29 protein-coding genes are annotated in these 25,146 nt (G+C 66.4%); 18 read left to right on the top strand and 11 right to left on the bottom strand.

The features are described 5' to 3' along the window. Nucleotides 1–107 precede the first annotated feature (107 nt). The 4 genes from ACGTNF_RS05225 to ACGTNF_RS05240 form a co-directional block, all read right to left on the bottom strand. The gene (locus tag ACGTNF_RS05225; protein ID WP_394600741.1) at nt 108–1,787 is read right to left on the bottom strand and encodes a bifunctional diguanylate cyclase/phosphodiesterase; all 1,680 of its coding nucleotides are present in this window, start codon (nt 1,785–1,787) and stop codon (nt 108–110) included. A 263-nt stretch (nt 1,788–2,050) separates the two neighbouring features. Then, nucleotides 2,051–2,359, bottom strand: a complete 309-nt coding sequence (locus ACGTNF_RS05230) for an AzlD family protein (protein WP_394600742.1) — start codon at nt 2,357–2,359, stop codon at nt 2,051–2,053. After that, nucleotides 2,356–3,084: an AzlC family ABC transporter permease gene (locus tag ACGTNF_RS05235; RefSeq protein WP_394600744.1), complete on the bottom strand. Its 729-nt coding sequence runs from the start codon at nt 3,082–3,084 to the stop codon at nt 2,356–2,358. The genes ACGTNF_RS05230 and ACGTNF_RS05235 overlap by 4 nt, the downstream gene beginning before the upstream one ends. Nucleotides 3,085–3,364: 280 nt before the next feature. Beyond that, nucleotides 3,365–3,688 (bottom strand): gamma-glutamylcyclotransferase family protein, encoded by a 324-nt coding sequence (locus tag ACGTNF_RS05240; protein ID WP_394600746.1) that lies wholly within the window; start codon nt 3,686–3,688, stop codon nt 3,365–3,367. A gap of 206 nt (nt 3,689–3,894) precedes the next feature. Between ACGTNF_RS05240 and ACGTNF_RS05245 the strand changes: the two genes are divergently transcribed. Together ACGTNF_RS05245 and ACGTNF_RS05250 are read left to right on the top strand one after the other, a co-directional pair. Further along, entirely contained in the window at nt 3,895–4,425 is a 531-nt protein-coding gene (locus ACGTNF_RS05245) for a TetR/AcrR family transcriptional regulator (protein ID WP_394600747.1), read from the top strand. Beyond that, nucleotides 4,412–5,470, top strand: a complete 1,059-nt coding sequence (locus ACGTNF_RS05250) for an alcohol dehydrogenase family protein (RefSeq protein ID WP_394600748.1) — start codon at nt 4,412–4,414, stop codon at nt 5,468–5,470. The genes ACGTNF_RS05245 and ACGTNF_RS05250 overlap by 14 nt, the downstream gene beginning before the upstream one ends. Before the next feature lie 150 nt (nt 5,471–5,620). On the opposite strand, the gene ACGTNF_RS05255 is transcribed toward ACGTNF_RS05250, so the two are convergent. Next, on the bottom strand, nt 5,621–6,529 hold the full coding sequence (locus ACGTNF_RS05255) for a LysR family transcriptional regulator (RefSeq protein ID WP_394600749.1): 909 nt from the start codon (nt 6,527–6,529) through the stop codon (nt 5,621–5,623). Between the two features lie 391 nt (nt 6,530–6,920). On the opposite strand from ACGTNF_RS05255, the gene ACGTNF_RS05260 reads away from it, so the two are divergent. Beyond that, nucleotides 6,921–7,937, top strand: a complete 1,017-nt coding sequence (locus ACGTNF_RS05260; RefSeq protein ID WP_394600750.1) for a zinc-binding alcohol dehydrogenase family protein — start codon at nt 6,921–6,923, stop codon at nt 7,935–7,937. A gap of 131 nt (nt 7,938–8,068) precedes the next feature. On the opposite strand, the gene ACGTNF_RS05265 is transcribed toward ACGTNF_RS05260, so the two are convergent. After that, complete coding sequence (locus ACGTNF_RS05265; protein WP_394600751.1) at nt 8,069–8,626, bottom strand: carboxymuconolactone decarboxylase family protein; 558 nt, start codon at nt 8,624–8,626, stop codon at nt 8,069–8,071. Nucleotides 8,627–8,830: 204 nt separating this feature from the next. On the opposite strand from ACGTNF_RS05265, the gene ACGTNF_RS05270 reads away from it, so the two are divergent. After that, nucleotides 8,831–9,451, top strand: coding sequence for a TetR/AcrR family transcriptional regulator (locus tag ACGTNF_RS05270; protein ID WP_394600752.1), 621 nt, complete (start codon nt 8,831–8,833; stop codon nt 9,449–9,451). 384 nt (nt 9,452–9,835) lie between these two features. Here the strand turns inward: ACGTNF_RS05270 and ACGTNF_RS05275 are convergent, their stop codons facing one another. Then, nucleotides 9,836–10,558, bottom strand: coding sequence for an SDR family oxidoreductase (locus tag ACGTNF_RS05275; protein ID WP_394600754.1), 723 nt, complete (start codon nt 10,556–10,558; stop codon nt 9,836–9,838). Between the two features lie 137 nt (nt 10,559–10,695). Here ACGTNF_RS05275 and ACGTNF_RS05280 point away from each other — a divergent pair, with 137 nt between their 5' ends. After that, nucleotides 10,696–11,607: a LysR family transcriptional regulator gene (locus ACGTNF_RS05280; protein ID WP_394600755.1), complete on the top strand. Its 912-nt coding sequence runs from the start codon at nt 10,696–10,698 to the stop codon at nt 11,605–11,607. Between the two features lie 124 nt (nt 11,608–11,731). Here ACGTNF_RS05280 and ACGTNF_RS05285 read toward each other — a convergent pair whose 3' ends face one another. Beyond that, complete coding sequence (locus ACGTNF_RS05285) at nt 11,732–12,625, bottom strand: LysR substrate-binding domain-containing protein (protein WP_394600756.1); 894 nt, start codon at nt 12,623–12,625, stop codon at nt 11,732–11,734. Nucleotides 12,626–12,758: 133 nt separating this feature from the next. On the opposite strand from ACGTNF_RS05285, the gene ACGTNF_RS05290 reads away from it, so the two are divergent. From ACGTNF_RS05290 to ACGTNF_RS05305, 4 genes are read left to right on the top strand one after another with little or no spacing between them, the layout of a single operon-like run. Further along, entirely contained in the window at nt 12,759–13,940 is a 1,182-nt protein-coding gene (locus tag ACGTNF_RS05290; protein WP_394600757.1) for an MFS transporter, read from the top strand. Between the two features lie 58 nt (nt 13,941–13,998). Next, nucleotides 13,999–14,961: a TIGR03571 family LLM class oxidoreductase gene (locus ACGTNF_RS05295; protein WP_394600759.1), complete on the top strand. Its 963-nt coding sequence runs from the start codon at nt 13,999–14,001 to the stop codon at nt 14,959–14,961. Next, nucleotides 14,951–15,931 carry an alcohol dehydrogenase catalytic domain-containing protein gene (locus tag ACGTNF_RS05300; protein ID WP_394600760.1) on the top strand — a complete coding sequence of 327 codons (981 nt, stop codon included), beginning with the start codon at nt 14,951–14,953 and terminating at the stop codon, nt 15,929–15,931. Before ACGTNF_RS05295 ends, ACGTNF_RS05300 begins: the two co-directional genes overlap by 11 nt. A gap of 29 nt (nt 15,932–15,960) precedes the next feature. Next, a complete protein-coding gene (locus ACGTNF_RS05305; RefSeq protein WP_394600762.1) occupies nt 15,961–16,275 on the top strand; it encodes a putative quinol monooxygenase in 315 nt (104 codons plus the stop codon). Nucleotides 16,276–16,364: 89 nt separating this feature from the next. On the opposite strand, the gene ACGTNF_RS05310 is transcribed toward ACGTNF_RS05305, so the two are convergent. Then, nucleotides 16,365–16,859, bottom strand: a complete 495-nt coding sequence (locus ACGTNF_RS05310) for a DUF2938 family protein (protein ID WP_394600763.1) — start codon at nt 16,857–16,859, stop codon at nt 16,365–16,367. Nucleotides 16,860–17,156: 297 nt separating this feature from the next. Between ACGTNF_RS05310 and gcvA the strand changes: the two genes are divergently transcribed. The 5 genes from gcvA (at nt 17,157) to ACGTNF_RS05335 (ending at nt 21,380) form a co-directional block, all read left to right on the top strand. Beyond that, nucleotides 17,157–18,068: a transcriptional regulator GcvA gene (gene gcvA / locus ACGTNF_RS05315; protein WP_394600764.1), complete on the top strand. Its 912-nt coding sequence runs from the start codon at nt 17,157–17,159 to the stop codon at nt 18,066–18,068. Between the two features lie 153 nt (nt 18,069–18,221). Next, on the top strand, nt 18,222–18,809 hold the full coding sequence (locus ACGTNF_RS05320; RefSeq protein WP_394600765.1) for a TetR/AcrR family transcriptional regulator: 588 nt from the start codon (nt 18,222–18,224) through the stop codon (nt 18,807–18,809). Beyond that, complete coding sequence (locus ACGTNF_RS05325) at nt 18,806–19,750, top strand: DMT family transporter (protein WP_394600766.1); 945 nt, start codon at nt 18,806–18,808, stop codon at nt 19,748–19,750. Before ACGTNF_RS05320 ends, ACGTNF_RS05325 begins: the two co-directional genes overlap by 4 nt. 299 nt (nt 19,751–20,049) lie before the next feature. Beyond that, nucleotides 20,050–20,859, top strand: coding sequence for a 2,5-didehydrogluconate reductase DkgB (dkgB, locus tag ACGTNF_RS05330; protein ID WP_394600768.1), 810 nt, complete (start codon nt 20,050–20,052; stop codon nt 20,857–20,859). Nucleotides 20,860–21,086: 227 nt separating this feature from the next. Then, nucleotides 21,087–21,380, top strand: coding sequence for an ArsB/NhaD family transporter (locus tag ACGTNF_RS05335; protein ID WP_394600769.1), 294 nt, complete (start codon nt 21,087–21,089; stop codon nt 21,378–21,380). Nucleotides 21,381–21,510: 130 nt separating this feature from the next. Here ACGTNF_RS05335 and ACGTNF_RS05340 read toward each other — a convergent pair whose 3' ends face one another. Then, nucleotides 21,511–21,660 carry a hypothetical protein gene (locus tag ACGTNF_RS05340; protein ID WP_394600770.1) on the bottom strand — a complete coding sequence of 50 codons (150 nt, stop codon included), beginning with the start codon at nt 21,658–21,660 and terminating at the stop codon, nt 21,511–21,513. Nucleotides 21,661–21,720: 60 nt separating this feature from the next. Beyond that, nucleotides 21,721–22,035, bottom strand: coding sequence for a winged helix-turn-helix transcriptional regulator (locus tag ACGTNF_RS05345; RefSeq protein WP_202802766.1), 315 nt, complete (start codon nt 22,033–22,035; stop codon nt 21,721–21,723). 289 nt (nt 22,036–22,324) lie between these two features. Between ACGTNF_RS05345 and ACGTNF_RS05350 the strand changes: the two genes are divergently transcribed. The 4 genes from ACGTNF_RS05350 (at nt 22,325) to ACGTNF_RS05365 (ending at nt 24,936) form a co-directional block, all read left to right on the top strand. After that, entirely contained in the window at nt 22,325–22,912 is a 588-nt protein-coding gene (locus ACGTNF_RS05350) for an NAD(P)H-dependent oxidoreductase (RefSeq protein ID WP_394600772.1), read from the top strand. Nucleotides 22,913–22,941: 29 nt separating this feature from the next. Continuing rightward, nucleotides 22,942–23,289 carry a cupin domain-containing protein gene (locus tag ACGTNF_RS05355; RefSeq protein WP_394600773.1) on the top strand — a complete coding sequence of 116 codons (348 nt, stop codon included), beginning with the start codon at nt 22,942–22,944 and terminating at the stop codon, nt 23,287–23,289. Nucleotides 23,290–23,315: 26 nt separating this feature from the next. After that, on the top strand, nt 23,316–24,116 hold the full coding sequence (locus ACGTNF_RS05360; protein ID WP_394600775.1) for an SDR family oxidoreductase: 801 nt from the start codon (nt 23,316–23,318) through the stop codon (nt 24,114–24,116). 103 nt (nt 24,117–24,219) lie between these two features. Further along, nucleotides 24,220–24,936 (top strand): glutathione S-transferase family protein, encoded by a 717-nt coding sequence (locus ACGTNF_RS05365; protein ID WP_394600776.1) that lies wholly within the window; start codon nt 24,220–24,222, stop codon nt 24,934–24,936. The last annotated feature ends 210 nt before the right edge of the window (nt 24,937–25,146 follow it).

Genomic DNA, 25,146 nt, shown 5'->3' on the forward strand with positions numbered 1-25,146 from the left:
GAGTGCCGCCACCGCAAGGTGGCGGCTTAGGCCAGGGCCATCAACATGCCTCGACGGCCGACGACGCCTCCCCTTTTTTCCCCTGCCTGGGCGAGCGCCGGTGCCGCCTACAAGTGACAGACCCGATCGCGGCCGTCGCGCTTGGCACGATACAAGGCGGTGTCGGCTCGCTTGAACAAGCGTGCGAAGGGCTCTCCCCTGGCATGCTCACTGAGGCCGCCGCTGATGGTGATCCCCAGTTCAGTGCCGCCAGGCAGCGAGACGGTGCCGGCATTGACATGCTCACGCACCCGCTCCATTGCCTCGATCGCCTCTGGCGCATGTGAACCGCGCAGCACCACGACAAATTCCTCACCGCCCGTCCTGGCCACGATGTCGCCCTCTCGGAGGCAACCCGAAATCCTCGCGCCGAGCCACTGGAGCACGGCGTCCCCGGCATCGTGGCCATGTGTGTCGTTGACCCGCTTGAAATGATCGATATCGATGACGGCGAGCGAGAAGGGAGCCCCCTGGGCATCATGCTCGCGGATCAGCCTCGCCACATGCTGATCCAGATAGAAGCGGTTGGGCAGTCGGGTGAGATAGTCCCGCGAGGCCTTGTCCGCCAGGCGATCGCGCTCTCGACGCACCTGCTCGATTTCCGCCGCATCGGCGATGACCCGCTCTACGGCATTGGCCATCAGCCGGACGAGCTCGATCTCTACTTGGCCAAAGCCGTGAGGGCGAGATCGAGCACTGGAGAAATTGAGCGTGCCCCATACCTCGCCGTTGAGATGCAGCGGCACGCCGATGTACGTTTCCAGACCAAACTGCTGGTAGCAGGGATGACCGCTGATCCGTGCGTCCTGCCCCGCCTGGGTGGTGTGGAAGACATCCTCGACATCAAGCATCAAGCGACAGTAGGTGTCTCCCAGGACGAAAGTATCGCCTGGCGCGATCTCGGCGACCTCTGACGTCGCCCACTGGACGATATACTGATCGTCGATGATGCGGCTGACCAGCCCGATATCCAGCGCGAGATAGGCCAACGCATCACGGAGCAGCGTGTCGATAATTTCGTGGGTGCTGATATCGGTGCGATTCACACCGCTATGGATATCGCGAAGAAGCTGGATCATGGCGCGATATTCCGTAATGTCCTGGATAATGGCGTAGAAGCCCACCACCTCGCCGTCCAGGAAGTCGGGCACATACTGCACTTTGAAGTAATACGTGCGGCCGTCCGCCAGCGAGATCCGGTCTTCGTAACTCACCTCCTGTCCAGAAAAGGCCTGTTGAAAGCGCGGCCAGATCTTGTCGTAGGAGGCGGCATCGAGCACGGCGGAGACCGGTTTTCCATAAAGCGCTTCTCGGCTGATCCCGATGAAGTCTACGTAGGCCTGATTATTGAAGCGAAAGCAGCCCATCCGGTCGACATAGGCCACCATGACCGGGAGCTGGTCGGCGAGCCGACCGACGATGCCCTGATCGATCTGCAGGGAGGACGTGAGCTTGATGACGACGCTGCCATCGGCAAGGCCGTAGTAGCATCCCGCACCGTCTTCGAATCCCCAGGTCTCCCCCGGGCGAATCTCGCGCCTGTTCAGGCACTCCGCGACGGCCACGCCGAGCCGGGCGCGAATGTCTTTCAGCTCATCGGGGGCCATGCCGACCACATCCTCCGGCTTGCGCCCCAGGAGGGTCTGGGTGTCACCCACGGCCTCGATGATCCGCCGGTCGCGAGAGATATGGAGATAGGCTGAGTGCGACAGGGCCAGGACTTCGCCCCACCAGGCTGGTTGAGTCACGATTCCAGGCCCCGCGGTGTAGTGTCCGTTTCGAGGCTTCTACTGTGCCCCTATCTCGGGCACGCGTCTATAAGCAATCCACGGGCATACCCGTCGAGATGCCGCGCGCTCAGCGATAGGCTCTAGCCCCCTCGATGATCTGCTCGCGCTTCGCCGACGCGCCGGACAGGGAGTCCGGATTGACGGCGAGGATGACCCGGCCACAGTGGCTCAGCATCACGGCCGCGGGGCGACCGGACGGGAACAGCAAGACAGCGCGCGTCTCACAGCAGACGCCACAGGGCAGCGGAGGCGACGCCGGCCGCGATGGCGAACAGCGGCTTCTGCGTCGCCAGCATCACGACCAGAGTGGCGACCAGGGCCAGGCGCGAGCCATGGTCTCCGTTGACCGCCATGGGCGTGATCACGGCGACCAGCACGGCGCCTCCCATGGCGTTGATGAACCGCTCGACACGGGGGCCGATCGGCACCCACGACATCACCAGCACGCCCCCCACGCGGGTGAGGTAGGTGACGAGGGCCATCAGGACGATGGCCGTGAAGGCACCCGCCGGGGTGACAGGCAGCGTCATGACGCGGCCCTCCGCGTGGCGGAGCGTGGCGGCACCCAGAGGCCGATGATGCCGCCCGCCAGGGCGCCGACCACCACGTGCGCATTGGCGGGCAGCCACTCGAGGGCCGCGAGGGCCGCGAGGGCCGACGCGCCCCAGGGGAGCAGCACCCAGAGATCCCGCTTGCCGACCATCAACATGGCGAGCAGAAAGCAGCTCATGATCACGTCCAGACCAAAGCGCTCAGGCTCGGTGATACCGCTGCTGAACACGACTCCCATCAGCGTGCCCAGCAGCCAGGCGAGCCACAGCGCCAGCCCGGCGCCGACCAGGACGCCCACGTTGCGTTCGCCGTGCTGGTAATCCGAGGCGGCCATGGCCCAGTTCGAGTCACTGAGCAGGCTCAGGCCGAGATAGCGTTGCTGGGGAGGCAGATGGCAGACCCAGGGGTAGATGGACGCCCCCATCAGCAAGTGGCGAGCGTTGATGGCGAAGGTCGTGGCGATCAGCGCCACGACCGGTATGCCGGGCCCCCACATCTCGAGCACCGCAAATTGGGCCGGGCCTGCGAAGACCAGGCCGCTCATCAGCACCGCCTCGATATCGGACATGCCGCGATGTAACGCGGCAACCCCGAAGGCGAGCCCGAAGGCCATGGTGAAGAGCGATATCGGGGCCATGCGCCGCAAGCCGGCAAGGATCCCGGCTCGATCGAGCCGAACGATGCCCGCGGAAGAGTGGGACATATCAAGTGCATCCAATCGTGAAAATGGGCAGTGACGGCGCCCTCGAAAGCGCCCGGGGCAAGACGATCGTATCGAGTCACTTGACACGATTCATCCTTGACACGAAGGCAACATGGTACGCGCTTAACGTAACAAGACCAGGTGGCGCGTCGGGATCACCTGGCCCTTGGTCGCGCGATGCTCGGCCCCGTTCCCGGCCCTCACTCGCCATCACCGTCGGCAGTGACCGTCGCCCCCCGGCCACGCAGACGGCCGAGGGATGTCGCACGGCCCTCGACGCTCAACGCAGGGCGTAGACGTAGGCCTCGACCGTGCCTCCCGCGGCGAGGCGGACGGTGACCGGGGTGCGCTGGTACTCGGCGCCCTCGAAGTCGTCCAGCGCCGCCCAGTGATCGGGCAGAGCGTCGGAGACGAAGACGTGGCCCGGGATGTCGTCGCCGGCCTCATCCAGCACCAGGCCGGGGAAGCCCATCTCCGCGCCCCACCCCGCCTGCCTCAGGCGCCCCTTGATGCGCCCCGGCTGCCAGTGGCCACCGATGGCCTGCATCACGTGTTCGTTGGGCCCGCCCGGCCCCAGTGTGCCGTAGATAAACAGGCGTTCCATGACGCGCCTCCTGAGCAATTAGTTAAACGGCTAATTATGTACGCCAGGCCGTCGGCGGGGCAAGTTCGGGTTGCCCTGCCCCCGCCGAGCGCGTCATCGATGCCGGCCGAGGCCCCTGTTCCCGATATCCGCCCCCAGCGTTGACGAATGTAGAAAGAACATTCTAGCCTAAAAGTAGAATGATCTTTCTACCGATGAGGCATGACATGGACAAGGATCGGATCGCGGCACGGCTGGAGGCGCTCTTCAGCCAGCAGGGCTTCGCCACGCCCAGCGTGCCCGAGATCAAAGAGGCCGCCGGGGTGAGCATGCGGACCCTGTATCGCCACTTTCCCTCCAAGGAGGCCATGGTGATCGGCGCCCTGGATCATCGCCATGCTCGCTATCTCGCCTTCCTGTCGAGGGATGTCTCGTGCCCGGAGGCCGAGGCCATCACCCAGCTGTTCCAGCGCCTGGCCCAGTGGATGGAGCACGAAGCGCCCCATGGCTGCCTGTCGATGAGCGCCTTCGCGGCCTTTCCCCACAACGTGCGGGTCAATGATTCGGTGAAACGGCACAAGCACGAGATACGCCGGCTGCTGGCGACCCTGAGCGGACGCGAGGCACTGGCGGGCGAGCTCTTCCTGCTTCACGAAGGGGCCTCGGCCGCCTGGCCCACCCTGGGCGAGGAGGCCATCCGATCGGCACAGACGGCTGCCTACCAACTGATGAGGAGAACCGACAATGACGCTGCCTGACACGATGTTCGGCATCCAGCTCACCGGCCATGGCGGCGCCGAGGTGCTGCACGCCCGTCACGATATTCCCGTGCCGAAGCCCGGGCCGGGCGAGGTGCTGATTCGCGTCGCCGCCGCCGGCGTCAACAACACCGACATCAATACCCGTCTCGCCTGGTACTCGAAAGGCGACGCCGACGGTGAGGATGCCAGCTGGTCGGGCAAGCCCCTCCAGTTCCCGCGCATTCAAGGGGCCGACGCCTGCGGCCGGATCGCCGCGGTCGGGGATGGCATCAGCCCGGAGCGAATCGGCGAGCGGGTACTGATCGAGCCCTGCCTCCGAGAGCATCGCGACGAGCCGCTGGACCCGCCCTGGTACTTCGGCTCCGAGTGCGACGGTGGGTTCGCGGAATACACCACCGTGGCCGCACGGCACGCCTGCCGCATCGACAGTGGGCTGAGCGACGTCGAGCTCGCCTCCTTCCCCTGCTCCTACTCCACCGCCGAGAACATGCTGACTCGCGCCGAGGTGGCCGCGGGGGAACGCGTGCTGGTCACGGGCGCCTCCGGCGGGGTCGGCTCGGCCGCCGTCCAGCTGGCCAAGGCCCGCGGGGCGCATGTCATCGCCATCACCGGCGACGACAAGGCCGAAATGCTGCGTGAACGGGGCGCCGACGAGATCGTGCGCCGCGAGGACGTCCTCAACGAGGTCATCGACGCCGACAGCATCGATGTGGTGGTGGACCTGGTCGCCGGCGAGCAGTGGCCGCAGTACCTGGAGGTGCTACGCCGCCACGGCCGCTACGCCGTCTCGGGCGCCATCGCCGGCCCGATCGTCGAGCTGGATGTCCGCACGCTCTACCTCAAGGACCTGCGCCTGCTGGGCTGCACGGTGCTGGAGCCCGAGGTCTTCTCCAACCTGATCGCCCATATCGAGCAGGGCCGCATTGCGCCCCTGGTGGCGGCGTCCCTGCCCCTCGAGAAGATCGGCGAGGCGCAGGCGCTGTTCCAGGAAAAGCGTCATGTCGGCAAGATCGTGTTCGAGGTCGATGTCGCCGGCACATAGTGCCTCCGTGGCGTGCCGAGATCACCAGGCTGGACGGGCGACGCGGCGCGCTGAACCCGGTGTGGGCAAGCGTCATGCCCCCTTCGGTCAAGGCTGATCCTGCCCCGCCGGGATCGACGCAGGGATCCGGCGAGCCCCGACCCGCCAGGTTCAGCCCTGGCGGGGCAAGGCCTGGCGCAGGGCAAAGGTCTCGATCAGATGATCGGCCAGCGCCGTGACCCGGTGCGGCCGGGTGCGCGACGGGGGGAACAGAAGCTGCACCGGGACGGGGGCCGCCGCGTAGTCGGGCAGCAACTCGATCAGCCGGCCGCGGCGAATGTCGTCCGCCGCGTCCAGTTCCGACTTGAGCACGATCCCCCGGCCCTCCAGCCCCCACTGGCGGACCATCGCCCCATCATTGGCGACGCGATCGCCCTGCACCGTCACGATCTGAGGCCCCGCCGGGGTCTCGAAGCGCCACTGGTTGTCGAGGTTCTGTCCGAAGCGCATCACCAGGCAGTTGCGTGAGCGGAGATCGGCGGGCTCACGGGGCGCCCCGTGGGTCGCGAGATAGGCCGGTGACGCACAGACCAGCCGCCGGGCATCGCCCAGGGCGCGCACCCTCAGGCTACTGTCCATGATGGCCCCGAGACGCAGGGCCAGATCGACGCCCTCCCCCACGATGTCGACGTAGCCGTCCGACAGCAGCAGCTCGATCCGGATGCCCGGATGCCGGTCCTGAAAGATGCTCAGGGCATGGGAGAGCAGATGACGCCCCGTGTCGCTCGGCGCACTCAAGCGGATCGGCCCCGTCAGTGTCTCGGCACCGTGGCGGATGCGGGTATCCAGGTCGGCCACGCCGTTCAACAGCTCCCGGGCACCGTCGACCAGGGTGCGTCCCTCCTCGGTGAGGCTGAGGGCGCGGGTGGTCCGGTTAAGCAACACCACCCCGTAGTGCGCCTCCAGGGCGGCCAGACGCTCCGAGACCGAGGTTGGCGACAGGCCGACCTCGCGCCCCGCCGCCGTCAGGCTGCCCTTCTCCACGATAGTCAGGAACAGCGCAATGTTGTCGAGCAGCATTCTACGGGGTCACCGGAAGATGTTGGCGATCACAGGCCGTTTTCCGCCTGTGCGAGATGACGAGGATACCGCAAATGGCAGGAGGTCGCGGCATGGACGGGCCTCGTCCGCTCCCTGGGCACGACGCCATGTCAACGAAGCGTCCGGCGGACAGCCTGACATCCTGACGCTGGCGCCCTGATCCCGATGCCCTGGAGAGGCGTTGGCACCCGCCTCGTGATTATCCGGACCAGCCGGATTATGTCTTCGCTTTCGGCCGGTTTTTACGGCATCTCGGCGGCACTATGATGCCCCCACTCAAGGCGACGGGCCACGCGACGAGACGTGGAGACATTCTCCCGTCGCCCCTCATCCCACCATCACTGATCCCCCGATCACGGAGCGTGAAACCATGAAAGCCATTGGCTATTACGAGACAGGTTCCATCGACCGCGATGACGCCCTGGTCGATCTCGAACTCGCCACCCCGACCGCCGTCGGCCACGACCTGCTGGTCAAGGTCGAGGCCGTCTCGGTCAATCCGGTGGACTTCAAGATTCGCCAGAACCGAGCCCCGGCCGAGGGCCAGGCCGCCGTGCTGGGCTGGGACGCGGTCGGGGAAGTCGTCGCCGTGGGCGACAGCGCCTCACACTTCTCACCGGGCGACAAGGTCTGGTACGCCGGCGACATCAGCCGGGCCGGCACCAACAGCGAATACCACCTGGTCGATGAGCGCATCGTCGGTCACGCGCCGAAGTCCGTGCCGGCCGCCCAGGCCGCCGCCCTGCCGCTGACCACCCTGACCGCCTTCGAGATGCTGTTCGACCGCCTGCGGGTCACCGAGCCGGTGCCCGGCGCGGCACCGGCGGTGCTGATCATCGGCGGTGCCGGCGGCGTGGGCTCGATCGCCATCCAGCTGCTGCGCGCCCTGACCGACCTGACCGTGATTGCCACGGCGTCACGCCCGGAAACCCGGGCATGGGTCGAGGCGCTGGGCGCCCATCACGTCGTCGATCACCGCCGGCCGCTGCCGGCACAGATCGAGGCGCTGGGCATCGGCCAGCCCGGCTTCGTGTTCTCGACCACCCACTCCGGGCAGTACGCCGAGCAGGTGGCGGAGCTGCTGGCCCCCCAGGGGCGCTTCGGCCTGATCGATGATCCCGAGACGCTGAACGTGCTGCCGTTCAAGACCAAGGCGGCCTCCATCCACTGGGAGCTGATGTTCACCCGCGCCCTCTTCACCACCGCCGACCTCGACCGGCAGGGCAAGATACTGGACAGGGTGGCCGGCCTGCTGGACACCGCCATGATCCAGTCCACCGCCACCGAGGCCTTCGGCACCATCAATGCGGCGAATCTCAAGCGCGCCCATGCGCTGCTGGAGAGCGGCAAGGCCAGGGGCAAGATCGTGCTCGAAGGATTCGCCTGACGCCCGGCGCGCCTGCCCGACACGCCACGAGGCGGCCGATCCCTCGGCCGCCTCGTGGCGATTAGGCGATACTGGCGGGCGGACCTCGTGGCGGCCCGCTCGGGCGGCGGGGCCGTGGCCTCGCTCCCCCGTTACCCCTTGGACTTTTCCCAGGCGAAGGGCTGGAAGGGCTCGTCGACCGGCGTCTCGGCCAGATGGTTGGTGTAGTTGCTCATCACCTTCTGAGAAATCCCCAGGACGATCTCCAGCACCTGCTGGCGGGTGAAGCCGGCGTCGAGGAAACGCTGCACGGTGGCCTTGTCCACCTCGCCGCGCTCCCGAACCATCGCCAGGGTAAAGGTCCGCAGCGCCTCGAGACGATCGCTGGGCAGCGGGGTCTCGTTGCGCAGGGCCTCGGTGATCGCGTCATCGACCTTCATCGACTTGGCGATGGCGGTATGGGCCGGCACGCAGTAATGGCAGGCATGCTCGACGTTGATCGTCTGCCACACCACCGTGATCTCGTCGGCATCGAAGCTGGTGCGCTGGAAGAGATCGTGGAGAACCTGATAACCCTCCAGCAGCGTCGGCGCCTCGGCCATCACGGCGTGCAGCCCGGGAATCATGCCGAAGCTCTTCTGGGAATTGTCCAGAAGCGGTTGGCTCTCGGCCGGGGCCGTCTCCGGGGTATGCAGGGTAAAGTCGCTCATGTCGTGCTCCTTCGGGAAGAGTGTTAGCAGGGAGAGGCCCTGCCCCCACCCCTTTTTGAGCGATCGCTCAAAAAGGGGTACAGGAAGGGATATCCCCATCACGATTCAAGAGGCTAGCTGTTTTTGAGTGATCACTCAAGCTACAATTTGAGCGATCACTCAATATTCATGCGCGAGCCACCCACTCGCGAATCGGAGAGCGCCATGTCTCGCCCCAGCCATTACGACCGTCACACCGCGCTGGACCAGGCCATGCAGCTGTTCTGGCGCCAGGGGTTCCATGCCACCTCGCTCAAGGACATCGAACGCGCCCTCGACATGCGCCCGGGCAGCATCTATAGCCACTTCGGCAGCAAGGAGAAGCTGTTTCGCGAATCGCTGGAACGCTATACGCGGCTGGGGCTTGCCGAGCTGGAGCGGGCCTTGGACGAGGGCCCCACGCCGCTGCGAGCCCTGGCCGACTACCTGCGTGGCCTCGGCACGCTTTACGACCAGGCCTTGCCCAGCCGCGCCTGCATGCTGGTGAAGAGCCTGCTGGAACTCGACGAGCGCGAGGCGGCGGCGCGCGAGCACGTCAATACCCTGCTGGCCGGCATGGAGGCGCGCTTCCACCAGGCCCTTGAGACGTCCCGCCGGCGCGGCGAGCTGCCCGATGACCTCGATACCCGACGCCTCGCCCGCCGCCTGCAGGCCGACGTCATGGGGCTGCGGGCCTTCGCCCAGCGCGATGTTGACAGGCAGGCCGTCGAAGAGCTCGCCGAGGACATGGCCCGTGCGCTGGAGTCCCTCGGCACCTCCCGCCTCGGCGATAGCTCCACCGTCTGAGCAGGCGGCGACAGGGCTCAGCGATCACCCGAGCATCAAGCAGGCTCCCATCGAGCGGGCCCCTCTTGAGCGTCGTTGGCGTTGTCGTTGGCGCGGCCATCGATTATCGCCCCAAGCAAGAGGCCCGCGTTGAGCGGGCCTCTTGCGCAGATTCCATCACCTCACCCTCGGCAGCCCCGTGCGCCCCTATCCTGAAAGGACCCATCGATCTCCCGGTTCTCGATGACGGTCACCATCACGTTGCCAGGGGCGATTGGACGTTATCCTCTGCTAGCCGTCGGAGCGCTTCTTCAGCCATTCATCCGGCGGCAGACTCATGGACATCAGGTGGCATGAACAGGCCAGCACGACACCGAAGATCCGCGTCAAGATTCCGCGACCGACTCACGCCGGCTGGCGCGTGGCCGCAATGGTGATATCGCGGATATTGACGTGCTGTGGCTGCTGGTACATATAGACGGCCGCCGCGGCGACATCCTCGGCGGCCAGCACGCCTCCCATGGCGTGCTTCCACGCTTCGTAGCCGGCCTTGATCTCTTCGCTGGTGGTGTGGCTCACCAGCTCGGTGTCCACCGCGCCGGGATGAATGGCCATCACCCGCACGCTGCTGTCGGCCACTTCCTCCCGCAGGTTCTCGGTGATGGAGGTGACCGCAAACTTGCTGCCCACGTAGGCGGCGTGACTCGGGAAGCTCTTCTTTCCTGCAATGGAGCTGATGTTCAGAATCGTCCCCTGGCCGCGGGATGTCATATCGGCCAGAACCGCGTGAATGCCGTTCAGCAGCCCCATCACGTTGACATCGAACATGCGCTGCCACTCAGCGGGGTCCTGCGTGTCCAGCTGACCGAGCAACATGACACCCGCGTTGTTCACCAGCATATCCACCGGCCCATAGAGCGCCTCGGCTTCGCGGATGGCCCCCCGAAACGCTTCCGCATCGGTGACGTCGACCTGGCGGCAGAGCGCGTTGGGCAGTGCCAGGGCTTCGATCCGCTCGAGGCGGCGAGCCAGCAGCAGCAGTGGATGGCCAAGCGCTGAGAGCTGTTGGGCAATGGCGGCACCGATGCCGGATGAGGCGCCTGTCACCACGACGAGCGGTTTGGTCATGATACGTCTCCCATGAAGCTGGCCTGCCGCGATGGCAGGCGTGAATCATCAACAGGGGCACATGGTGAGCAATGCCGTTATGATGAAAAACACCCCCATTCTGAAAAGACTGTTCACTTTTTATGAACGACATATCGTTGCGCTGGGTACGTGCCTTCCTGCTGGTTGCGGAACATGGCAGCTTCACCGCGGCGGCGAAGGCCTCCGGCCACTCCAAGGCCAACCTGAGCCAGCAGGTCACGGCGCTTGAGCAGGCACTGGCCGTACAGCTGCTGCACCGCACCACCCGAAGCCTGCGCCTAACGCGCATCGGCGAGGGATATGCCGAACGGTGTCAGCTGGCGTTTCGCCAACTGGAATCGGCGAGCGAGTGGGCCATGCAATCGACCCGTGAGCTGAGCGGACGGATTCGCATGAACTCGGTCGGAGGACTCATCGGTGAAGAGCTGGTGGCCCCACTGGTGTTCCGCTTCCAGCAGCGCCACCCGGGGGTGGAGATCGCGCTGGACTTCTCCAGCCTGCGTGAGGATCTCATGGACAGCCCCTACGACCTGGTGGTGAGGATGGGAGAATTGGCCGACTCCAGCCTCGTGGCCCGCCGGCTGCATCGCGTCATGACCCGCTATGTCGCCAGCCCGGCGTTCCTGGCCCGGCACGCCCCCATCCAGGTCCCCGACGACCTGAGCGCCCTGCCACTGATCTACGGCAGCGTGGATCACTGGCTCTTGGCGCGAGGCAGCGAGCAGCGGCTCATCCAGGCCAGTCGCGGCTACAGGATCATCAGTGGAAGGGCCATGCGCCAGGCGGCGCTGTCCGGCCTGGGGGTGACTCGATTGGCCGACGCCTATGTCCAGGCAGACATTGCCCGCGGGACGCTCGTCGAGGTGCTTCCGGACTGGGCCGAACCCACGCCCTTGTCGATGGTTTGCCCCCCTCACCGCTTCCAGCTGCAGCGTGTCCGGGGGCTGATGGACTGGCTCAAGACGCACTTTGCCGGTGTTTATGAAAAGGCCCTGGTACAAGGCCTGCCGGAGGGGCCCATGGCCTGAACCTGGCCATCGTGTCGCTCCCCTCGACGGCACGGGCAGCCGCCCTCTCCACGCTGGTCCGGTGCCTCCCCGAGGCGCTCATGGCAGTGCCTCGCCGCCCCTGGACCCATCATGGCCGATGCCATCACAGCCTCAGGCGCGGCGCGATGAAATCGAGGAAGGCGCCGATGCGCCCCGACAGGGCCGTGTTGCGATAGTAGACGGCCTGGACCGACTCCCGGGGATTGGGGCTGATCATGCGATCCGCCATCAAGGTCACCAACCGCCCCTGCACGAGATCCTCCTGAATCATGAAGCGGGACAGGCAGGCGATCCCCTCGCCGGCCAGGCACAGCTGGCGCATGACCTCCCCGCTGGTGGTGCTCAGCTGCGAGCGGATGTTGGGGGCCTCTTGCGCCAGCCCCTCGACGGGCCAGCGATTGAGATTGTCGGCATTCAAGAATCCCAGCAACTGATGGTCACGCAACGCCGCGGGGCTGACCGGCACGCCATGGCGCTCCAGGTACTGCGGGCTGGCGACCAGCTGCAGCGGCGAGCGCCCCAGCGAACGGGCATGCAGGGTGGAATCCTCCAGGCCACCGATGCGAATCGCGACGTCCGTTCGCTGCTCGAGCAGATTGATGACGTCATCCGAGGCGGAAAGCTCGAGCTCGATCCCGGGGTAGTGTTCGCGAAATGGCCCGATCAGGGGCACCAGCTGATGCAGCACGAAGGGCGTGGCGGCATCGACCCGCAGGCGTCCCCCGGGGCGCTCGCGACTCAACCGCATCGCCTCCTCGGCCTCTTCCAGGGTGTTGAGCCCCTCCCTGACCCGGTCGATGAAGAGACGCCCCTCGCTGGTCAGGGTCACGCTGCGGGTGGTGCGGTTGAGCAGGGGCGTATCGAGCTGCTGTTCCAGGCGCTGCACGGCGCGCGACACTCGTGCCACCGGCACCTCCATCAGCCTCGCCGCCGCACTGAAGCCGCCGCTGTCGACCACGGCCACCAAGAGTTGAAGATCCTCGGTCCGACTCTGCATCTTCCCTCCCAGGGCACGATACTGTTATCAAAAGCGTAAAGGTGTTTTGATTTTACCCCGGTTTATCGAATAAGACAGCCGGCGCAGACTCCGCAGCGTGAAACGTTCCCTCGCTTCCCCAAGGAGATCTGCCATGCCCATTGCATTGTTTGCACTGACGCTCAGTGCCTTTGCCATCGGCACCACCGAATTCGTGATTGTCGGCCTGGTGCCCACCATCGCCCAGGACCTGGGCGTATCGTTACCTTCGGCCGGCCTGCTGGTCAGCCTCTATGCCGCCGGCGTCGCCGTCGGTGCCCCCGTGCTGACCGCCCTGACCGGGCGCCTGAACCGCAAGCTGGTGCTGCTGGGGCTGATGGCCCTGTTCATCATCGGCAACCTGCTGGCCTGGCAGGCACCCGGCTACGGCTCGTTGATCACGGCGCGCATCCTGACCGGCCTGGCCCACGGCGTGTTCTTCTCCATCGGCTCGACCATCGCCACCAGCCTGGTCAGCAAGGACAAGGAAGCCAGCGCCATCGCCATCATGTTCACCGGCCTGACCGTGGCCCTGGTCACCGGCGTGCCCCTGGGCACCTGGATCGGCCAGAACTTCGGCTGGCGTGCCACCTTCCTGGTGGTCTCGGCGCTCGGCGCCCTGGCCCTGATCGGCAGCGCCCTGCTGGTGCCTCGCAACCTGAAGCAGGCCGCGCCGGCCTCGATCGGCCAGCAGCTCAAGGTCCTGACCCATCCGCGCCTGCTGCTCGTCTACCTGATCACCATCCTGGGCTACGGCGGCACCTTCACCGCCTTCACCTACCTGGCGCCCATTCTTCAGGAGGTCAGCGGCTTCGGCGATAACGCCGTCAGCCTGATCCTGCTGGTCTATGGCGTCTCGGTGGCCGTCGGCAACATCTACGGCGGCAAGCTGGCCGACCGCATGGGCCCCATCCGGGCCCTGACCCTGATCTTCACGGGCCTGATCGCCATCCTGCTGGTGCTGACGGTCTCCGCCACCCATCCCGTGGCCGCGGTGCTGACCGTGCTGGTCTGGGGCGCCTTCGCCTTCGGTAACGTGCCGGGCCTGCAGGTCTATGTGGTGCAGCAGGCCGAGCGTTTCGTCCCCGAGGCCGTCGACGTGGCCTCCGGCCTCAACATCGCCGCCTTCAATATCGGCATCGCCCTGGGCTCGGTGGTCGGCGGCTACATCGTCGACGGCATGGCCCTGACCGATACCGCCTGGATCGGCGCCGGCATCGTGGTGCTGGCCCTGGCCATGACCCGGCTCTCCGGCAGCCTCGACCGTCGTGGCCAGGCCGAGACCGTCGCGGCCTGATGTCCCTTCCTCTGCCCGGCCTATGCGCCGGGCAGCCGCTTGCCGACAGGAGATCGACATGTCATTGACCCGCCTGACCCAAGGCCCGCTGACCCTCGGGGTCGAGCTGCCACTGGATAACGACTGGAGCCCGAGCGGCGAACGCGCCCGTCGCGACGAGGCCCGCCCCTTCGGCGTACCCGACATGGCGGCTCATGCCGAGCGCATCGCCCAGGTCGACCGCCTCGGCTTTCGCGCCGCCTGGCTGCGCGATGTGCCGCTCTACGACCCCAGCTTCGGCGATGCCGGCCAGGTCTTCGAGCTGTTCACCTATCTCGGCTACCTGGCCCGCCACACCGACCACCTGCTGCTGGGCACCGCTGCCGCCGTGCTTCCCCTGCGCCAGCCCTGGCTGGTGCGCAAGGCGGCCGCCACCGTGCAGGCGCTGAGCGACAACCGCCTGCTGCTGGGGGTCGCCAGCGGCGACCGCCCTGCCGAGTACCCCCTGTTCGGGGTAGACTTTACCCAGCGGGGCGCCCGGTTCCGGGATGCGGTGGAGGTTCTCAAGGGGCAGGCGGATACCCGCCTGTCATCGGGGCAGGCCGTGTTGCCCCATGCCCCTCAACCACCGCTGCTGGTGGCCGGCCTGGCCCAGCAGACACCGCCCTGGGTGGGTGAGCAGATGGACGGCTGGCTGGCCTATCCCGGCACGCCGCAGGACCACATCCAGCGCGTCGGCCTGTGGCGCCAGGTGGCCGGTGACAAGCCCTATGTCAGCTTCATCCACCTGGACCTGCTCGAACAACCCGACGCCCCCACGACCCGGCACCGCTTCGGCATCAGCGCCGGCCGCGAGGGGCTGATCCGCGAGCTCGAGGCGATGCAGGCGGCCGGCGTCAACCATATCGGCCTGCACTTCCGCCGCAACCAGCGGCCCCTGGAGGAGACCCTCGACGAGATCGGCCGAGAGGTGCTGCCGCGCTTCCAGGACCACACGCCCGTCATCGACCCCCATGCCAAGGAGACCGCCCATGTCGACTGACCACACGACCCTCCCCGAGACCTTCGAGGCCTGGACCTGGACCGGTCCGGGTGAGCCGGAGGCGCTGACGCGGGAGCGGCGCGCACTGGAGGCGCCCGGCGATCAGGAGGTGATCGTCGCCACCCGCGCCATCGGGCTCAACCCGGTGGACTGGAAGTTCATCGCCATGGACAGTGCCCTGTGGCAAGCGGGCCAGATTCCCGGGGTCGATGCCGCCGGCGAGGTGCTGGCCTGCGGGGCGGGCGTCACTCACGTCGCCCCCGGCGATCGCATCGCCGTGCATACCACCCTGGCCGGCCCGGGCAGCTTCGCCACCCACCTGCGCCTGCCTGCCCGCGCCGTCATCCCGCTGCCGGAAACGATCGACTGGGCGACCGCCGCGGCCTTTCCCTGCCCGGCCCTGACCGCCTGGCAGGCCATCGAGAAGCTGCCGGTCAAGCCCGGCAAGCGGCTGATGATCACCGGCGCATCCGGCAGCGTCGGGCGCTGGCTGGTACAGCTGGCCGCGGAGCGCGGTTTCCGGGTCATCGCCATCGCATCAACCAAGCGGCATGAGGCGCTCAGGGCCCTGGGCGCGCAGGAGGTGCTCGAGACGCCAGAGGCCCTGTCGGCGCCGGTCTTTGCCGTCATCGATACCGTCAATGGCGAGCACGCGCGCCGGATGACCGATCACCTGGGCGCCAACGGCCATATCGTCTGCGTCCAGGATCGCCTCGAGGCGGCCGCGGCACCGGCGTTCGGCCGCGCCCTGTCCCAGCACGAGGTCGCCCTCGGCGCCCTGCATCAGGCCGGCAGCGACGCCGACTGGGCCGAGCTGCGCCAGGCGGGACGCACCCTGCTCGAACGCGTGGCCGACGGCGAGTTGACGCTGTTGACGCCCGAGATCGATGACTTCGCGCACCTCCCGCAGCGCCTTAGCGAGCTCAAGCACGCCAGGGTGCGCCCGCTCAAGACCGTCATCACCCTGTAATCCCCCAACCTTCGAGAAAGGAGACCGCCATGCTGTGGGTCATCGCCACGATCACCACCGCCCCGGGACACGACAAGGACGTGCTGAACGCCTTGCTGGACATCGCGCCGACCGTGCGCCAGGAAGCGGGTTGTCAGCTGTACCAGCCGAGCCAGGATCATCCCGAGGGACCGACGGCCTACGCCCCACCAAGGCGCGACACCGTCACCGTCATCGAGGCCTGGGACTCCCGGCAGGCGCTGGACGACCACATGGCCACCCCCCACATGACGCGCTTCAGCGAGGCCACCTCGGAATGGGTGACCCATGCCGAGATTCGCCTGATCGATCCCGTCGGCGCCTGATCCCTGGCGCAGCACCGATCGCCGCAGGAAAGCAGCAGGGAGACATTCCCCTGCTGCTTCCTGCAATGCCAGCCCTTCATGCACCGGCCCTATGCCACCCAGGGGGCTAGCAGAAGCGCCACGGCGTACATCGACAGGCCAAAGACCCCGTGCCCGGCCACGCTTTTCCACCGGGCGACCCAGGGCCTGGCACTCTTCGCGGCGGCGACGCCCTGCCCCATTCCCGGCATCATGACGAGAAAGGGCAACACCAGCAGCATGAGCGCGAGCACCAGCGGCTCGACCAGGGTGGGCGAGGACAGCCAGTCGCTTCCCGTCATGGCGACCAGGCCCACGCCGTAACCCGCCCCGATCACATAATGCACGCCCCAGCCGATGGCGGCCTCGCCCGCCACTGGCGCGGCTTCGGCAAGCCGAGGCTGAACGAACTGGCCGTGCCGCATAAGCCCCACCCAACGTCCGACCAAGGCCCAACGGGTCATCGGCACCCGCAACCCGTTGGCCATCCCCCAGGCGTAGACATCAAGCAACAGCGTGCCCCCCACGCCGATCACGGCTCCCGCTATCAGACTTTCCCAGACCATACCGTCCCTCTTTCTCGCTCTGCTTCGGGCCACCATCGCAATGGGCAGCTCCCCGTTTATCCGTGGCGTCCGGCCATCACTCCGCCATCGACATCCCAGAGGGCACCCGTGACGATGCCGGCCTCTCATGTCATGGAAGATTGAAAATAAAAACTTTTCTTCAAGCGTCTCGATCATCGACGCTGAAGGCGGCCAGACACATCACATCTCCGGCCTACCGGGGTGAATTTTTCAATGCTTCCGCGTTCGCGACAAACGAGATAATGTGTGCGAAACCTAAAGAAAAACTTTATCGACATGGCCACTCCCGCACACCTCAACGCGTTACGCGCCTTCGAGGCCAGCGCACGACATGCCAGCTTTTCGGCCGCCGCCAGGGAACTGAACGTCACACCCGCTGCGGTAGGCCAGCTGGTCAAGACGCTAGAAGACTGGCTGGGTACCCCGCTGTTCCATCGGGCCAGCAGCGGCAAGGCACGGCTGATCCTCACCGCGAGGGCGGAACGTGCCCTGCCCGACATTCGCGCGGGTCTCGACAGCCTGGCGACGGGGGTGGAAATACTGCGAGAAACGGACGAGAGGCAGGTGCTGACCGTCACCGTCAGCCCCGCCTTTGCCGCCAAGTGGCTGCTGCCGAGGATCGAGCGCTTTCATCACGCCTGGCCCGAGCTGGATCTACGACTGGACACCCAACACCGGCCGCTGGATCTGGCCGCACATGGCATTGACGCAGGGATTCGCTATGGCGCGGGTCACTGGCCCGGGCTGCTGGCGACAAGACTCATGGAGGAAGAGGTCTATCCGGTGTGTGCGCCCGCCTTGCTGGAGAACGGCGGCCCCTTGATCCATCCGGGCGACCTCGCCGGCAAGGTCCTCATCCACGACCTTTCCATGCAAGGTCATCGCGACTTCCCCACCTGGCAGGCATGGCTGACCAAGGCGGGTGTTCCCCAGGTGAACAACGGCCGCGGCATGCAGATCAACAACTCGGCCGCCATCCTCCAGGCGGCGATCGACGGGCATGGCATCGCCCTTGCCCGCAGCGTGATGGTTCACGACGACATCAAGGCGGGTCGGCTGGTGCGTTTGTTCCCGAGCTTCCGCCATGCCTCGCCGCTGGCCTACCACGTTGTCTGCCGGCCGGAATGCGCCGCGCTGCCACGCTTTACCGCCTTCAGGGACTGGCTGCTGGACGAGGTGGCGTCATAAGGCGCGGCAGGCGTCACGCCTGCCTTCAGGGCGCCGCCAGGAGGCCGGCGCCCTGAGATGAGCACCACTTGTCACCTAAGCCCGCGTCAGGAGTCGTTGCTCTCATGGCGAGAGTAAGTAGACTGGTCTACCTACTCTCGCCATGAGGTTCCCATGTCTCGCCTATCGCCCAACGCACCCGCCAGCGCCCAGCAGCGCCTCATCGAGGCGGCCGCCGAGCTCTTCTACAACGATGGCATCACCGCCACCGGCATCGACACCATCGTCAAGCACGCCGGGGTCGCCAAGAAGAGCCTCTATAACAACTTCGCCTCGAAGGCCGCGCTGGTGGCGACCTACCTCGAGGTACGCCATGCCGAATGGCTGGACCTCTACGCCACGCGGCTGGCACAGGCCCACACTCCCCAGGACAGGGTGATGGCGGTCTTCCTCGCCTACGAGGATCATGCCGAGCACGCCTATTCGCGCGGCTTTCGGGGCTGCGGGCTGCTGAATGCGGCCGCCGAACTGCCGGCGGGCGCGGGCGGCAGGGACGTGGTGCGACGGCACAAGGAACAGGTCGAGGCCTTGCTGGCGGAACACCTCGAGGCGCTGTTCCAGGACCGGGCAAGGGCCCAGCAGCTGGCACAGCACCTGGCCTTCCTGCTCGAGGGGGCCATGGCCCGGGCGGGCCTGGAGGGCGAGAGCGACTGCCTGCGGCAGGCGCGCACCATGGCAGCGGCCATGCTGGAGGTCGCATGACACGGCAGGGCAACGAACGGTTACTGGGCATCCTGACCGTGCTGGTGGCGGCGGTGCTATGGGGCACGACCGGCACGGCCGCCACCTTCGCCCCGGATGTCGGAGCGGTCGCCATCGGGGCCGTCGCCATGGGCGGCGGGGGATTGATGCAGGCGATGCTCTCGGCAGGCAGGATTCGCCACCACCGATCTCGGCTCAGGACCCACTGGCGCTGGCTCCTGATCGGTGCGGTCGCCGTGGCCATCTACCCGCTCGCCTTCTATGCCTCCATGCGCCTGGCCGGCGTGACCATCGGCACGGTGGTCTCCATCGGCTCGGCTCCCCTGCTCTCGGCGCTGATCGAGTCGCGGCTGGACGGGCTGCGCCTCGGGGCACGCTGGATGCTCGGCGCCGGGCTGGGGCTCTCCGGCATGCTGCTGCTGTGCGTGGCCGAGGGAGCGGGGCATGTCCCGGCGGGCACGACGACCGACGTGCTCCCGGGCACCCTGCTCGGCCTGCTCGCCGGCCTCAGCTATGCGCTGTATTCCTGGACGGCGCGCCGCCTGATGCAGCAGGGCATCCCCTCGCGCGCCGCCATGGGCGCCACCTTCGGCATCGGCGGCCTGCTGCTGGTGCCGGTCCTGCTGCTGACCGGCGCCCCGCTGCTGGCCTCCTGGAACAACGCCGCCGTCGGTCTCTACATGGCCCTCGTGCCGATGCTGCTGGGCTACCTCTGCTTCGGGCATGGCCTGGCGAGGGTCCCGGCCAGCACGGCCACCACCATCACCCTGTTCGAGCCCGTCGTGGCCGCCGGCCTGGCGGTGATCATCGTCGGCGAGCGCCTGCCGGCCACCGGCTGGCTGGGCATCGTGCTGATCCTGGCCTGCCTGGTCTGCATCAGCGCACCGGTGGGACGCACTCGGCCACGGGGCGAAGCGCCACGGCAACAGACCGCTCGCTGACCCACTCGTTCGCCTGCCTGGGCACACCGACCACGGGAATCACCGCCGAACGGATCGACCCTCGGGCCTCGGCGCGGCACCGTCGTCCGACACGGTGCCGCGCTCCTTGTCGATCTCTCGGGCCATCGGACCTTTTCAATTAGCAAAATAATCTTTTTCGCCGAGCGGCATTGTCTCATCGTCCCTTCGCCCCCAGAGTGATCGACACGTCTTCTCCTCCTTGGGAGGGAGGGGGCCATCAGCATGCCGAGAAGCCCCCGAGGACATTCAGGGACACTTCACCACGATCAGGAGTCTTCATGACCGCGACAACACTGCCCAACCCGGGCTTTGGCACCTTCCGCCTCGAGGGCGACACCCTGCGAGACAGCCTGACCACGGCCCTGGAGGCGGGCTATCGCCATGTCGATACCGCCCAGTTCTACGGGAACGAAGCCGAGGTCGGTGACGTCCTGGCCGACAGCGGCATCGCCCGGGACGAGATCTTCCTCACCACCAAGGTGTGGCATGACCGCCTGGTACCGGGCGACCTGGAAAAGAGCGTGGACGAAAGCCTCGAGCGCCTGAAGACCGACTACGTGGACCTGCTGCTCATCCACTGGCCGTCACCGAACGACGAGGTCGCCATGGAGGACTACCTGCCGGCGCTCCAGAAGGTCAAGGCGGCCGGCAAGGCGCGCCACATCGGCGTCTCCAACTTCACCTGCGCGCAGCTGGACCGTGCCGTGTCGATTCTCGGGCGCGGCGAGATCCTGACCAACCAGATCGAGGTTCACCCCTTCCTGCAGAACCGCCAGGTGATCGAGAAGTGCCGGGAGCACGGCATCGAGGTGACCGCCTTCATGCCGCTGGCGGTGGGCAAGGTCATGGAGGATGCGACCCTCAAGCAGATCGCCGAGCGCCATGACGCCAGCCCGGCGCAGATAGCCCTTGCCTGGCTCAAGGCGCAGGGCATCGTGACCTTCCCCTCCTCCACCAAGGAAAAGAACATTCGCAGCAACCTGGCGGCCTTCGAGCTGACGCTGAGCGACGAGGAGATGAAGGCCATCGCCACCCTCGACCGTGGCGAACGCATCGCCGACCCGGACTTCGCGCCGGACTGGGATTGAGCCCCGGAGCCCCGACAAGGGCGTGATCGGGAAACAGGAGCGTAACGGGCGCGGTGTCGAAGGGAGAGTCGAGCCAGCCCGCCACCGCGACAGAATGGCCAGGGAAGGCCATTCACGCGACCCCATGGCCTGAGACGCAGCCGCTGCGACAAGGGCAAACATACCCAACGGTAGCCCCATCGAGGCCGTATCCCCCTCAGGCGTCTCTTGCCGCTAGCGCCTCGCTGATGAACAACATGCCCTCGACCCTGGTGGGGGCGCTGGCCATCGACCAGGCCCAGGTCTCGGCGACGACCCAGCAGCTGATGGTCTATGCCAACATCATCGGCAACGACCTGGGGCCCAAGTTCACGCCCATCGGCAGCCTCGCCACCCTGCTCTGGCTGCACGTGCTGGCCGGCAAGGGCTACCGCATCGGCTGGGGGCAGTACATGAAGGTCGGGTTGATCATCACCCCGCCGGTGCTGCTGGCCGCCCTGGTGGCCCTGGCCCTCTGGCTGCCCATGCTGACGTCGAGCTGACGATAAGGAATCAGCCTCTCGGCCCCGACGGCCGAGAGGCCCCGCCGATCCCCTTTCATGACGGTGGCCCCCCGCCCGCTACCAGGCCCCCTTCGCCAAGGGGCCGTGGCTTTTTCGAACGACGGTTCCATCACGCCATCGCCTCGGCGGCTCGGGAGCGGTTCACCCTCCCCTGGAGCCACAGCGCGCCCAGCGCCAGCATCGCCAGGCCACTGCCGGCCAGCGGCGTCATCTCCAGCGCCTGCTGTGCGACCAGCGCGAAGCCACGGGCTCTGATCACGAGGCCTCCTGGAGGTCGCGGTATTCACCTAGTGATCCTGTACATGGTGCTTTCACGCCGTCACTCCGCCACGACATCGGCCGGCAAGGACTCGCTCCATTCGCGCAGCTCATCGAGCACCTTGATGGCCGTCTCCCCCAGCGGCGTGATCGCATATTCCACGATCACCGGGGACGTCTCGCGCACGTGGCGGGAGATCAACCCCTTCGCCTCGAGGAAGCGCAGTCGCTCGGTGATCATCTTCTTGCTGGCCCCTCCCACCATCCGGGCCAGGTCGTTGAACCGCACCGGCCCGTCCTTGATGTGCCACAGCAAGGACCCCGTCCACTTGCCACCGAGCACGCGCATGCCCTTCTCGATGGCGCAGGGTTCCATGCAGGGCGCCGCGACCCGGCGCCGGCCTTTCGGATCTTCCGTCACAAACGCATCCAATCGCACACCTCCTGTCGTGTCTGCCCAGCGCCAATCGGGTTCTGGGCCTGAAACCGCTCATCGATTCCCGAGGGCTCCCCGGAAGAGGCCATCCCGGGGCGGGCCCGGTCGATTCTCCGAAAAGCAAGGTTACCAAAAGTATACTGGTTGTTTTTGGTTACCCCTCGCGTCATCTTAACGCCTGCAGAGCTTGTTGATCCACTACTCGTTGCCCGTCGTGGCGGAGGATTTCATGCGTAAGATCTTGATCATCAACGGACACCAGCCCTACCCGTTTGCCAAGGGTACGCTCAACGACAGCCTCGTCGAGCGCGCGCGCTCCTGGCTTGACGCCCAGGGGCACGAGGTGCGCGTCAGCCGCATCGCCGAAGGGTATGACGTCGAGGAGGCGATCGACGCCCACCAGTGGGCCGACGTCGTGATCATGCAGTTCCCGATCAACTGGATGATGGTGCCCTGGTCCTTCAAGAAGTACATGGATGAGGTCTATACCGCCGGCATGGACGGCCGCTTCTGCGAGGGCGACGGGCGCACCGCCCAGAAGCCGAAGGAGAACTACGGGCTGGGCGGCACTCTCACCGGCACACAGTACATGCTCAGCGTCACGCTCAACGCCCCGGCCGAGGCCTTCAACGACCCCGACGAACCCTTCTTCGCCGGCAAGTCGCTGGATGACCTGGTCGCCCCCGTGCATCTGAACGCACGCTTCTTCGACATGAGCGCCCTGCCGACCTTCGGCGCCTACGACGTGATGAAGAACCCCGATATCGACAGCGACCTCGCCCGCTTCGACGCCCACCTCGAGCGCGTCTTCGGCTGATGCATCCGTCACACCCAGGAGATCACCTCATGACAACGTCTCAATGGCCCGACGCTGGGCGCCCGGTACCGCTGGCCGACCAGGCCTCCCCGGAGTTCTATCGCGAGCTCATCAACACCGGCGAGACACGCCTGGTACACATGACCATGGCCCCCGGGGCCGCCGATGCGCCTCACCGCCATCCGGAGGAGATCGTCTACTTCCTCTCCGCCGGCCGCCTGCGCATCGCACTGGAAAGCGGCGATGTCGTGGAGCGGGACGTGGTGGCAGGCGACGTCATGCACAACGAGGCCTGGGCGCACCAGGTGACCAACGTCGGCGCGACGCCCGTCGAGGCCATCATTTTCGAGCGCCTGGATCACGACGACCTGGCGTAACCCCACTTATCTCGAGGAGAGAGACGATGAAAACCATTCTGATGACCGGGGCCGGCAGCGGCCTGGCGGAAGGGGCGGCACTGGCACTGGCGCAACAAGGGCACCGGGTGATTGCCACGGTGGAAATCTGGCCCCAGGTGTCGGCCCTGAAAGAGAAGGCGCAGCAGCAGGGCGTTGACCTGGAGGTCGAGAAACTCGACATCACCGATGCCCAGGATCGCGACAGCGTCTTTGCGCGCTACGGCGCCGAGGTGGATGTCGTGGTGGCTAACGCGGCGATCGGCGAGACCGGCCCCATCGCCGAGATTCCCGTGGACCGCGTGCGCAAGGTCTTCGAGACTAACGTCTTCTCGACGCTGGAGTTCGTGCAGCCTTACGCCAAGGCCTTCGCCGACCGCGGCCAGGGCAAGATCGTGCTGGTATCGTCCATCGCCGGCTTCACCACCTTCCCGTACCTCGCGCCCTATGTCGCGTCCAAGCATGCCCTGGAAGGCATTTCTCAGCTGCTCCACGAAGAGCTGGCACCGCTGGGCGTGAAGGTCGCCACCATCAACCCGGGCCCCTTCCGCACCGGCTTCAACGACCGCATGTACGACACCCTCGACCAGTGGTACGACCCGGCGACAAACTTCACCCCCGAGGCGCCGATCCGCGAGACCCAGCAGCTGTTCGCCGGGGACGATCTGCAGCTCGACCCCTCCTCCATGATCGATGAGATGGTGCGCCTCATCCCGCTGGACGAGCATGCGTTCCGCAACGTGCATCCCGCACGATTCGAGGAAGACGTGAAGCGCTACCAGGAGAGCCTGTGGGACCGTCAGATATGACCGTCCACAGGCAACAGGCAATGCGCGTCGGGCCCGATGCAAGAGGGTACCGGGCCCGACGCGCATTGCCCTTCATCGCGTCACCCCCATGAGGACACTCCCCATGTCACAGCCGGACATTCACCTGTACACCGCCGCCACCATGAACGGCTACAAGCCGGTCATCTTTCTCGAGGAAGCGGAGGTGCCCTACGAATTGACCTTCATCGACTTCGGCAAGAAGGAGCAGAAGGCGCCCGACTATCTCAAGCTCAATCCCAACGGGCGCATTCCCACCATCGTCGACCGGGGCAACGACGACTTCGCCGTGTTCGAGAGTGGCGCCATCCTCTGGTACCTGGCCGAGAAGTACGACCGGTTCCTGCCCAGAGAGGCCAAGGCCCGCAGCGAAACGCTGCAGTGGCTGATGTTCCAGATGGGCGGCATCGGCCCGATGATGGGCCAGGCCATGTACTTCCAGCGCATCGCCGCCCCCAACGGCCAGGAAGAACCCTTCTCCATCAAGCGCTACGTGGAGGAATCCCGTCGCCTGCTGGAGGTCCTGAACACCCGCCTGGAAGGCCGCGAGTGGCTGGCGGGGGATCAGTACAGCATCGCCGACATGGCGACCTACCCCTGGGCCCGCGCCTACGTCTGGGCCAAGGTGTCGGTCGAGGGTCTCGACCACCTGAAGGCCTGGTTCGAGCGGCTCGATGCGCGCCCCCAGATCCAGAAGGCCTTGACCATCCCGAAGGCACAGCCCGCCTTCTGGGGTGACGCCGACGACAGCGAGTTCCTCAGGGAGAATGCCGCTCGCTTCGCCACCGATGTCAGGAAGTGAGAGCCCATCACGCAACCTGGGGCTCAGCCTTGCACGTCAGGATCATCGCAAGGACAGACAGTCCAAAGGGCAGCTGGGGCAGTGTCCGGGGCAGTTGAATACGAAACGCCCTCGTGGGCAGGATATCGGCTGAACCAGCCCTGCCTCAGGATGCAGCCCCCGTCCGACACGGGGGCAACGCAAACACCGAGACCGACGTTATCACGCGGG

Source organism: Halomonas sp. B23F22_10 (assembly GCF_043496975.1).
In the GTDB taxonomy this organism is placed as follows: Bacteria; Pseudomonadota; Gammaproteobacteria; order Pseudomonadales; family Halomonadaceae; genus Halomonas; species Halomonas smyrnensis.

Excerpts from the sequence above, each read along its gene's own strand:
- ACGTNF_RS05230 (WP_394600742.1), bottom strand. The coding sequence starts at position 2,359 with ATGACGCTGCCTGTCACCCCGGCGGGTGCCTTCACGGCCATCGTCCTG.
- ACGTNF_RS05235 (WP_394600744.1), bottom strand. The coding sequence starts at position 3,084 with ATGTCCCACTCTTCCGCGGGCATCGTTCGGCTCGATCGAGCCGGGATC.
- ACGTNF_RS05240 (WP_394600746.1), bottom strand. The coding sequence starts at position 3,688 with ATGGAACGCCTGTTTATCTACGGCACACTGGGGCCGGGCGGGCCCAAC.
- ACGTNF_RS05245 (WP_394600747.1), top strand. The coding sequence starts at position 3,895 with ATGGACAAGGATCGGATCGCGGCACGGCTGGAGGCGCTCTTCAGCCAG.
- ACGTNF_RS05250 (WP_394600748.1), top strand. The coding sequence starts at position 4,412 with ATGACGCTGCCTGACACGATGTTCGGCATCCAGCTCACCGGCCATGGC.
- ACGTNF_RS05255 (WP_394600749.1), bottom strand. The coding sequence starts at position 6,529 with ATGCTGCTCGACAACATTGCGCTGTTCCTGACTATCGTGGAGAAGGGC.
- ACGTNF_RS05260 (WP_394600750.1), top strand. The coding sequence starts at position 6,921 with ATGAAAGCCATTGGCTATTACGAGACAGGTTCCATCGACCGCGATGAC.
- ACGTNF_RS05265 (WP_394600751.1), bottom strand. The coding sequence starts at position 8,626 with ATGAGCGACTTTACCCTGCATACCCCGGAGACGGCCCCGGCCGAGAGC.
- ACGTNF_RS05270 (WP_394600752.1), top strand. The coding sequence starts at position 8,831 with ATGTCTCGCCCCAGCCATTACGACCGTCACACCGCGCTGGACCAGGCC.
- ACGTNF_RS05275 (WP_394600754.1), bottom strand. The coding sequence starts at position 10,558 with ATGACCAAACCGCTCGTCGTGGTGACAGGCGCCTCATCCGGCATCGGT.
- ACGTNF_RS05285 (WP_394600756.1), bottom strand. The coding sequence starts at position 12,625 with ATGCAGAGTCGGACCGAGGATCTTCAACTCTTGGTGGCCGTGGTCGAC.
- ACGTNF_RS05290 (WP_394600757.1), top strand. The coding sequence starts at position 12,759 with ATGCCCATTGCATTGTTTGCACTGACGCTCAGTGCCTTTGCCATCGGC.
- ACGTNF_RS05295 (WP_394600759.1), top strand. The coding sequence starts at position 13,999 with ATGTCATTGACCCGCCTGACCCAAGGCCCGCTGACCCTCGGGGTCGAG.
- ACGTNF_RS05300 (WP_394600760.1), top strand. The coding sequence starts at position 14,951 with ATGTCGACTGACCACACGACCCTCCCCGAGACCTTCGAGGCCTGGACC.
- ACGTNF_RS05305 (WP_394600762.1), top strand. The coding sequence starts at position 15,961 with ATGCTGTGGGTCATCGCCACGATCACCACCGCCCCGGGACACGACAAG.
- ACGTNF_RS05310 (WP_394600763.1), bottom strand. The coding sequence starts at position 16,859 with ATGGTCTGGGAAAGTCTGATAGCGGGAGCCGTGATCGGCGTGGGGGGC.
- gcvA (WP_394600764.1), top strand. The coding sequence starts at position 17,157 with ATGGCCACTCCCGCACACCTCAACGCGTTACGCGCCTTCGAGGCCAGC.
- ACGTNF_RS05320 (WP_394600765.1), top strand. The coding sequence starts at position 18,222 with ATGTCTCGCCTATCGCCCAACGCACCCGCCAGCGCCCAGCAGCGCCTC.
- ACGTNF_RS05325 (WP_394600766.1), top strand. The coding sequence starts at position 18,806 with ATGACACGGCAGGGCAACGAACGGTTACTGGGCATCCTGACCGTGCTG.
- dkgB (WP_394600768.1), top strand. The coding sequence starts at position 20,050 with ATGACCGCGACAACACTGCCCAACCCGGGCTTTGGCACCTTCCGCCTC.
- ACGTNF_RS05335 (WP_394600769.1), top strand. The coding sequence starts at position 21,087 with ATGAACAACATGCCCTCGACCCTGGTGGGGGCGCTGGCCATCGACCAG.
- ACGTNF_RS05345 (WP_202802766.1), bottom strand. The coding sequence starts at position 22,035 with ATGGAACCCTGCGCCATCGAGAAGGGCATGCGCGTGCTCGGTGGCAAG.
- ACGTNF_RS05350 (WP_394600772.1), top strand. The coding sequence starts at position 22,325 with ATGCGTAAGATCTTGATCATCAACGGACACCAGCCCTACCCGTTTGCC.
- ACGTNF_RS05355 (WP_394600773.1), top strand. The coding sequence starts at position 22,942 with ATGACAACGTCTCAATGGCCCGACGCTGGGCGCCCGGTACCGCTGGCC.
- ACGTNF_RS05360 (WP_394600775.1), top strand. The coding sequence starts at position 23,316 with ATGAAAACCATTCTGATGACCGGGGCCGGCAGCGGCCTGGCGGAAGGG.
- ACGTNF_RS05365 (WP_394600776.1), top strand. The coding sequence starts at position 24,220 with ATGTCACAGCCGGACATTCACCTGTACACCGCCGCCACCATGAACGGC.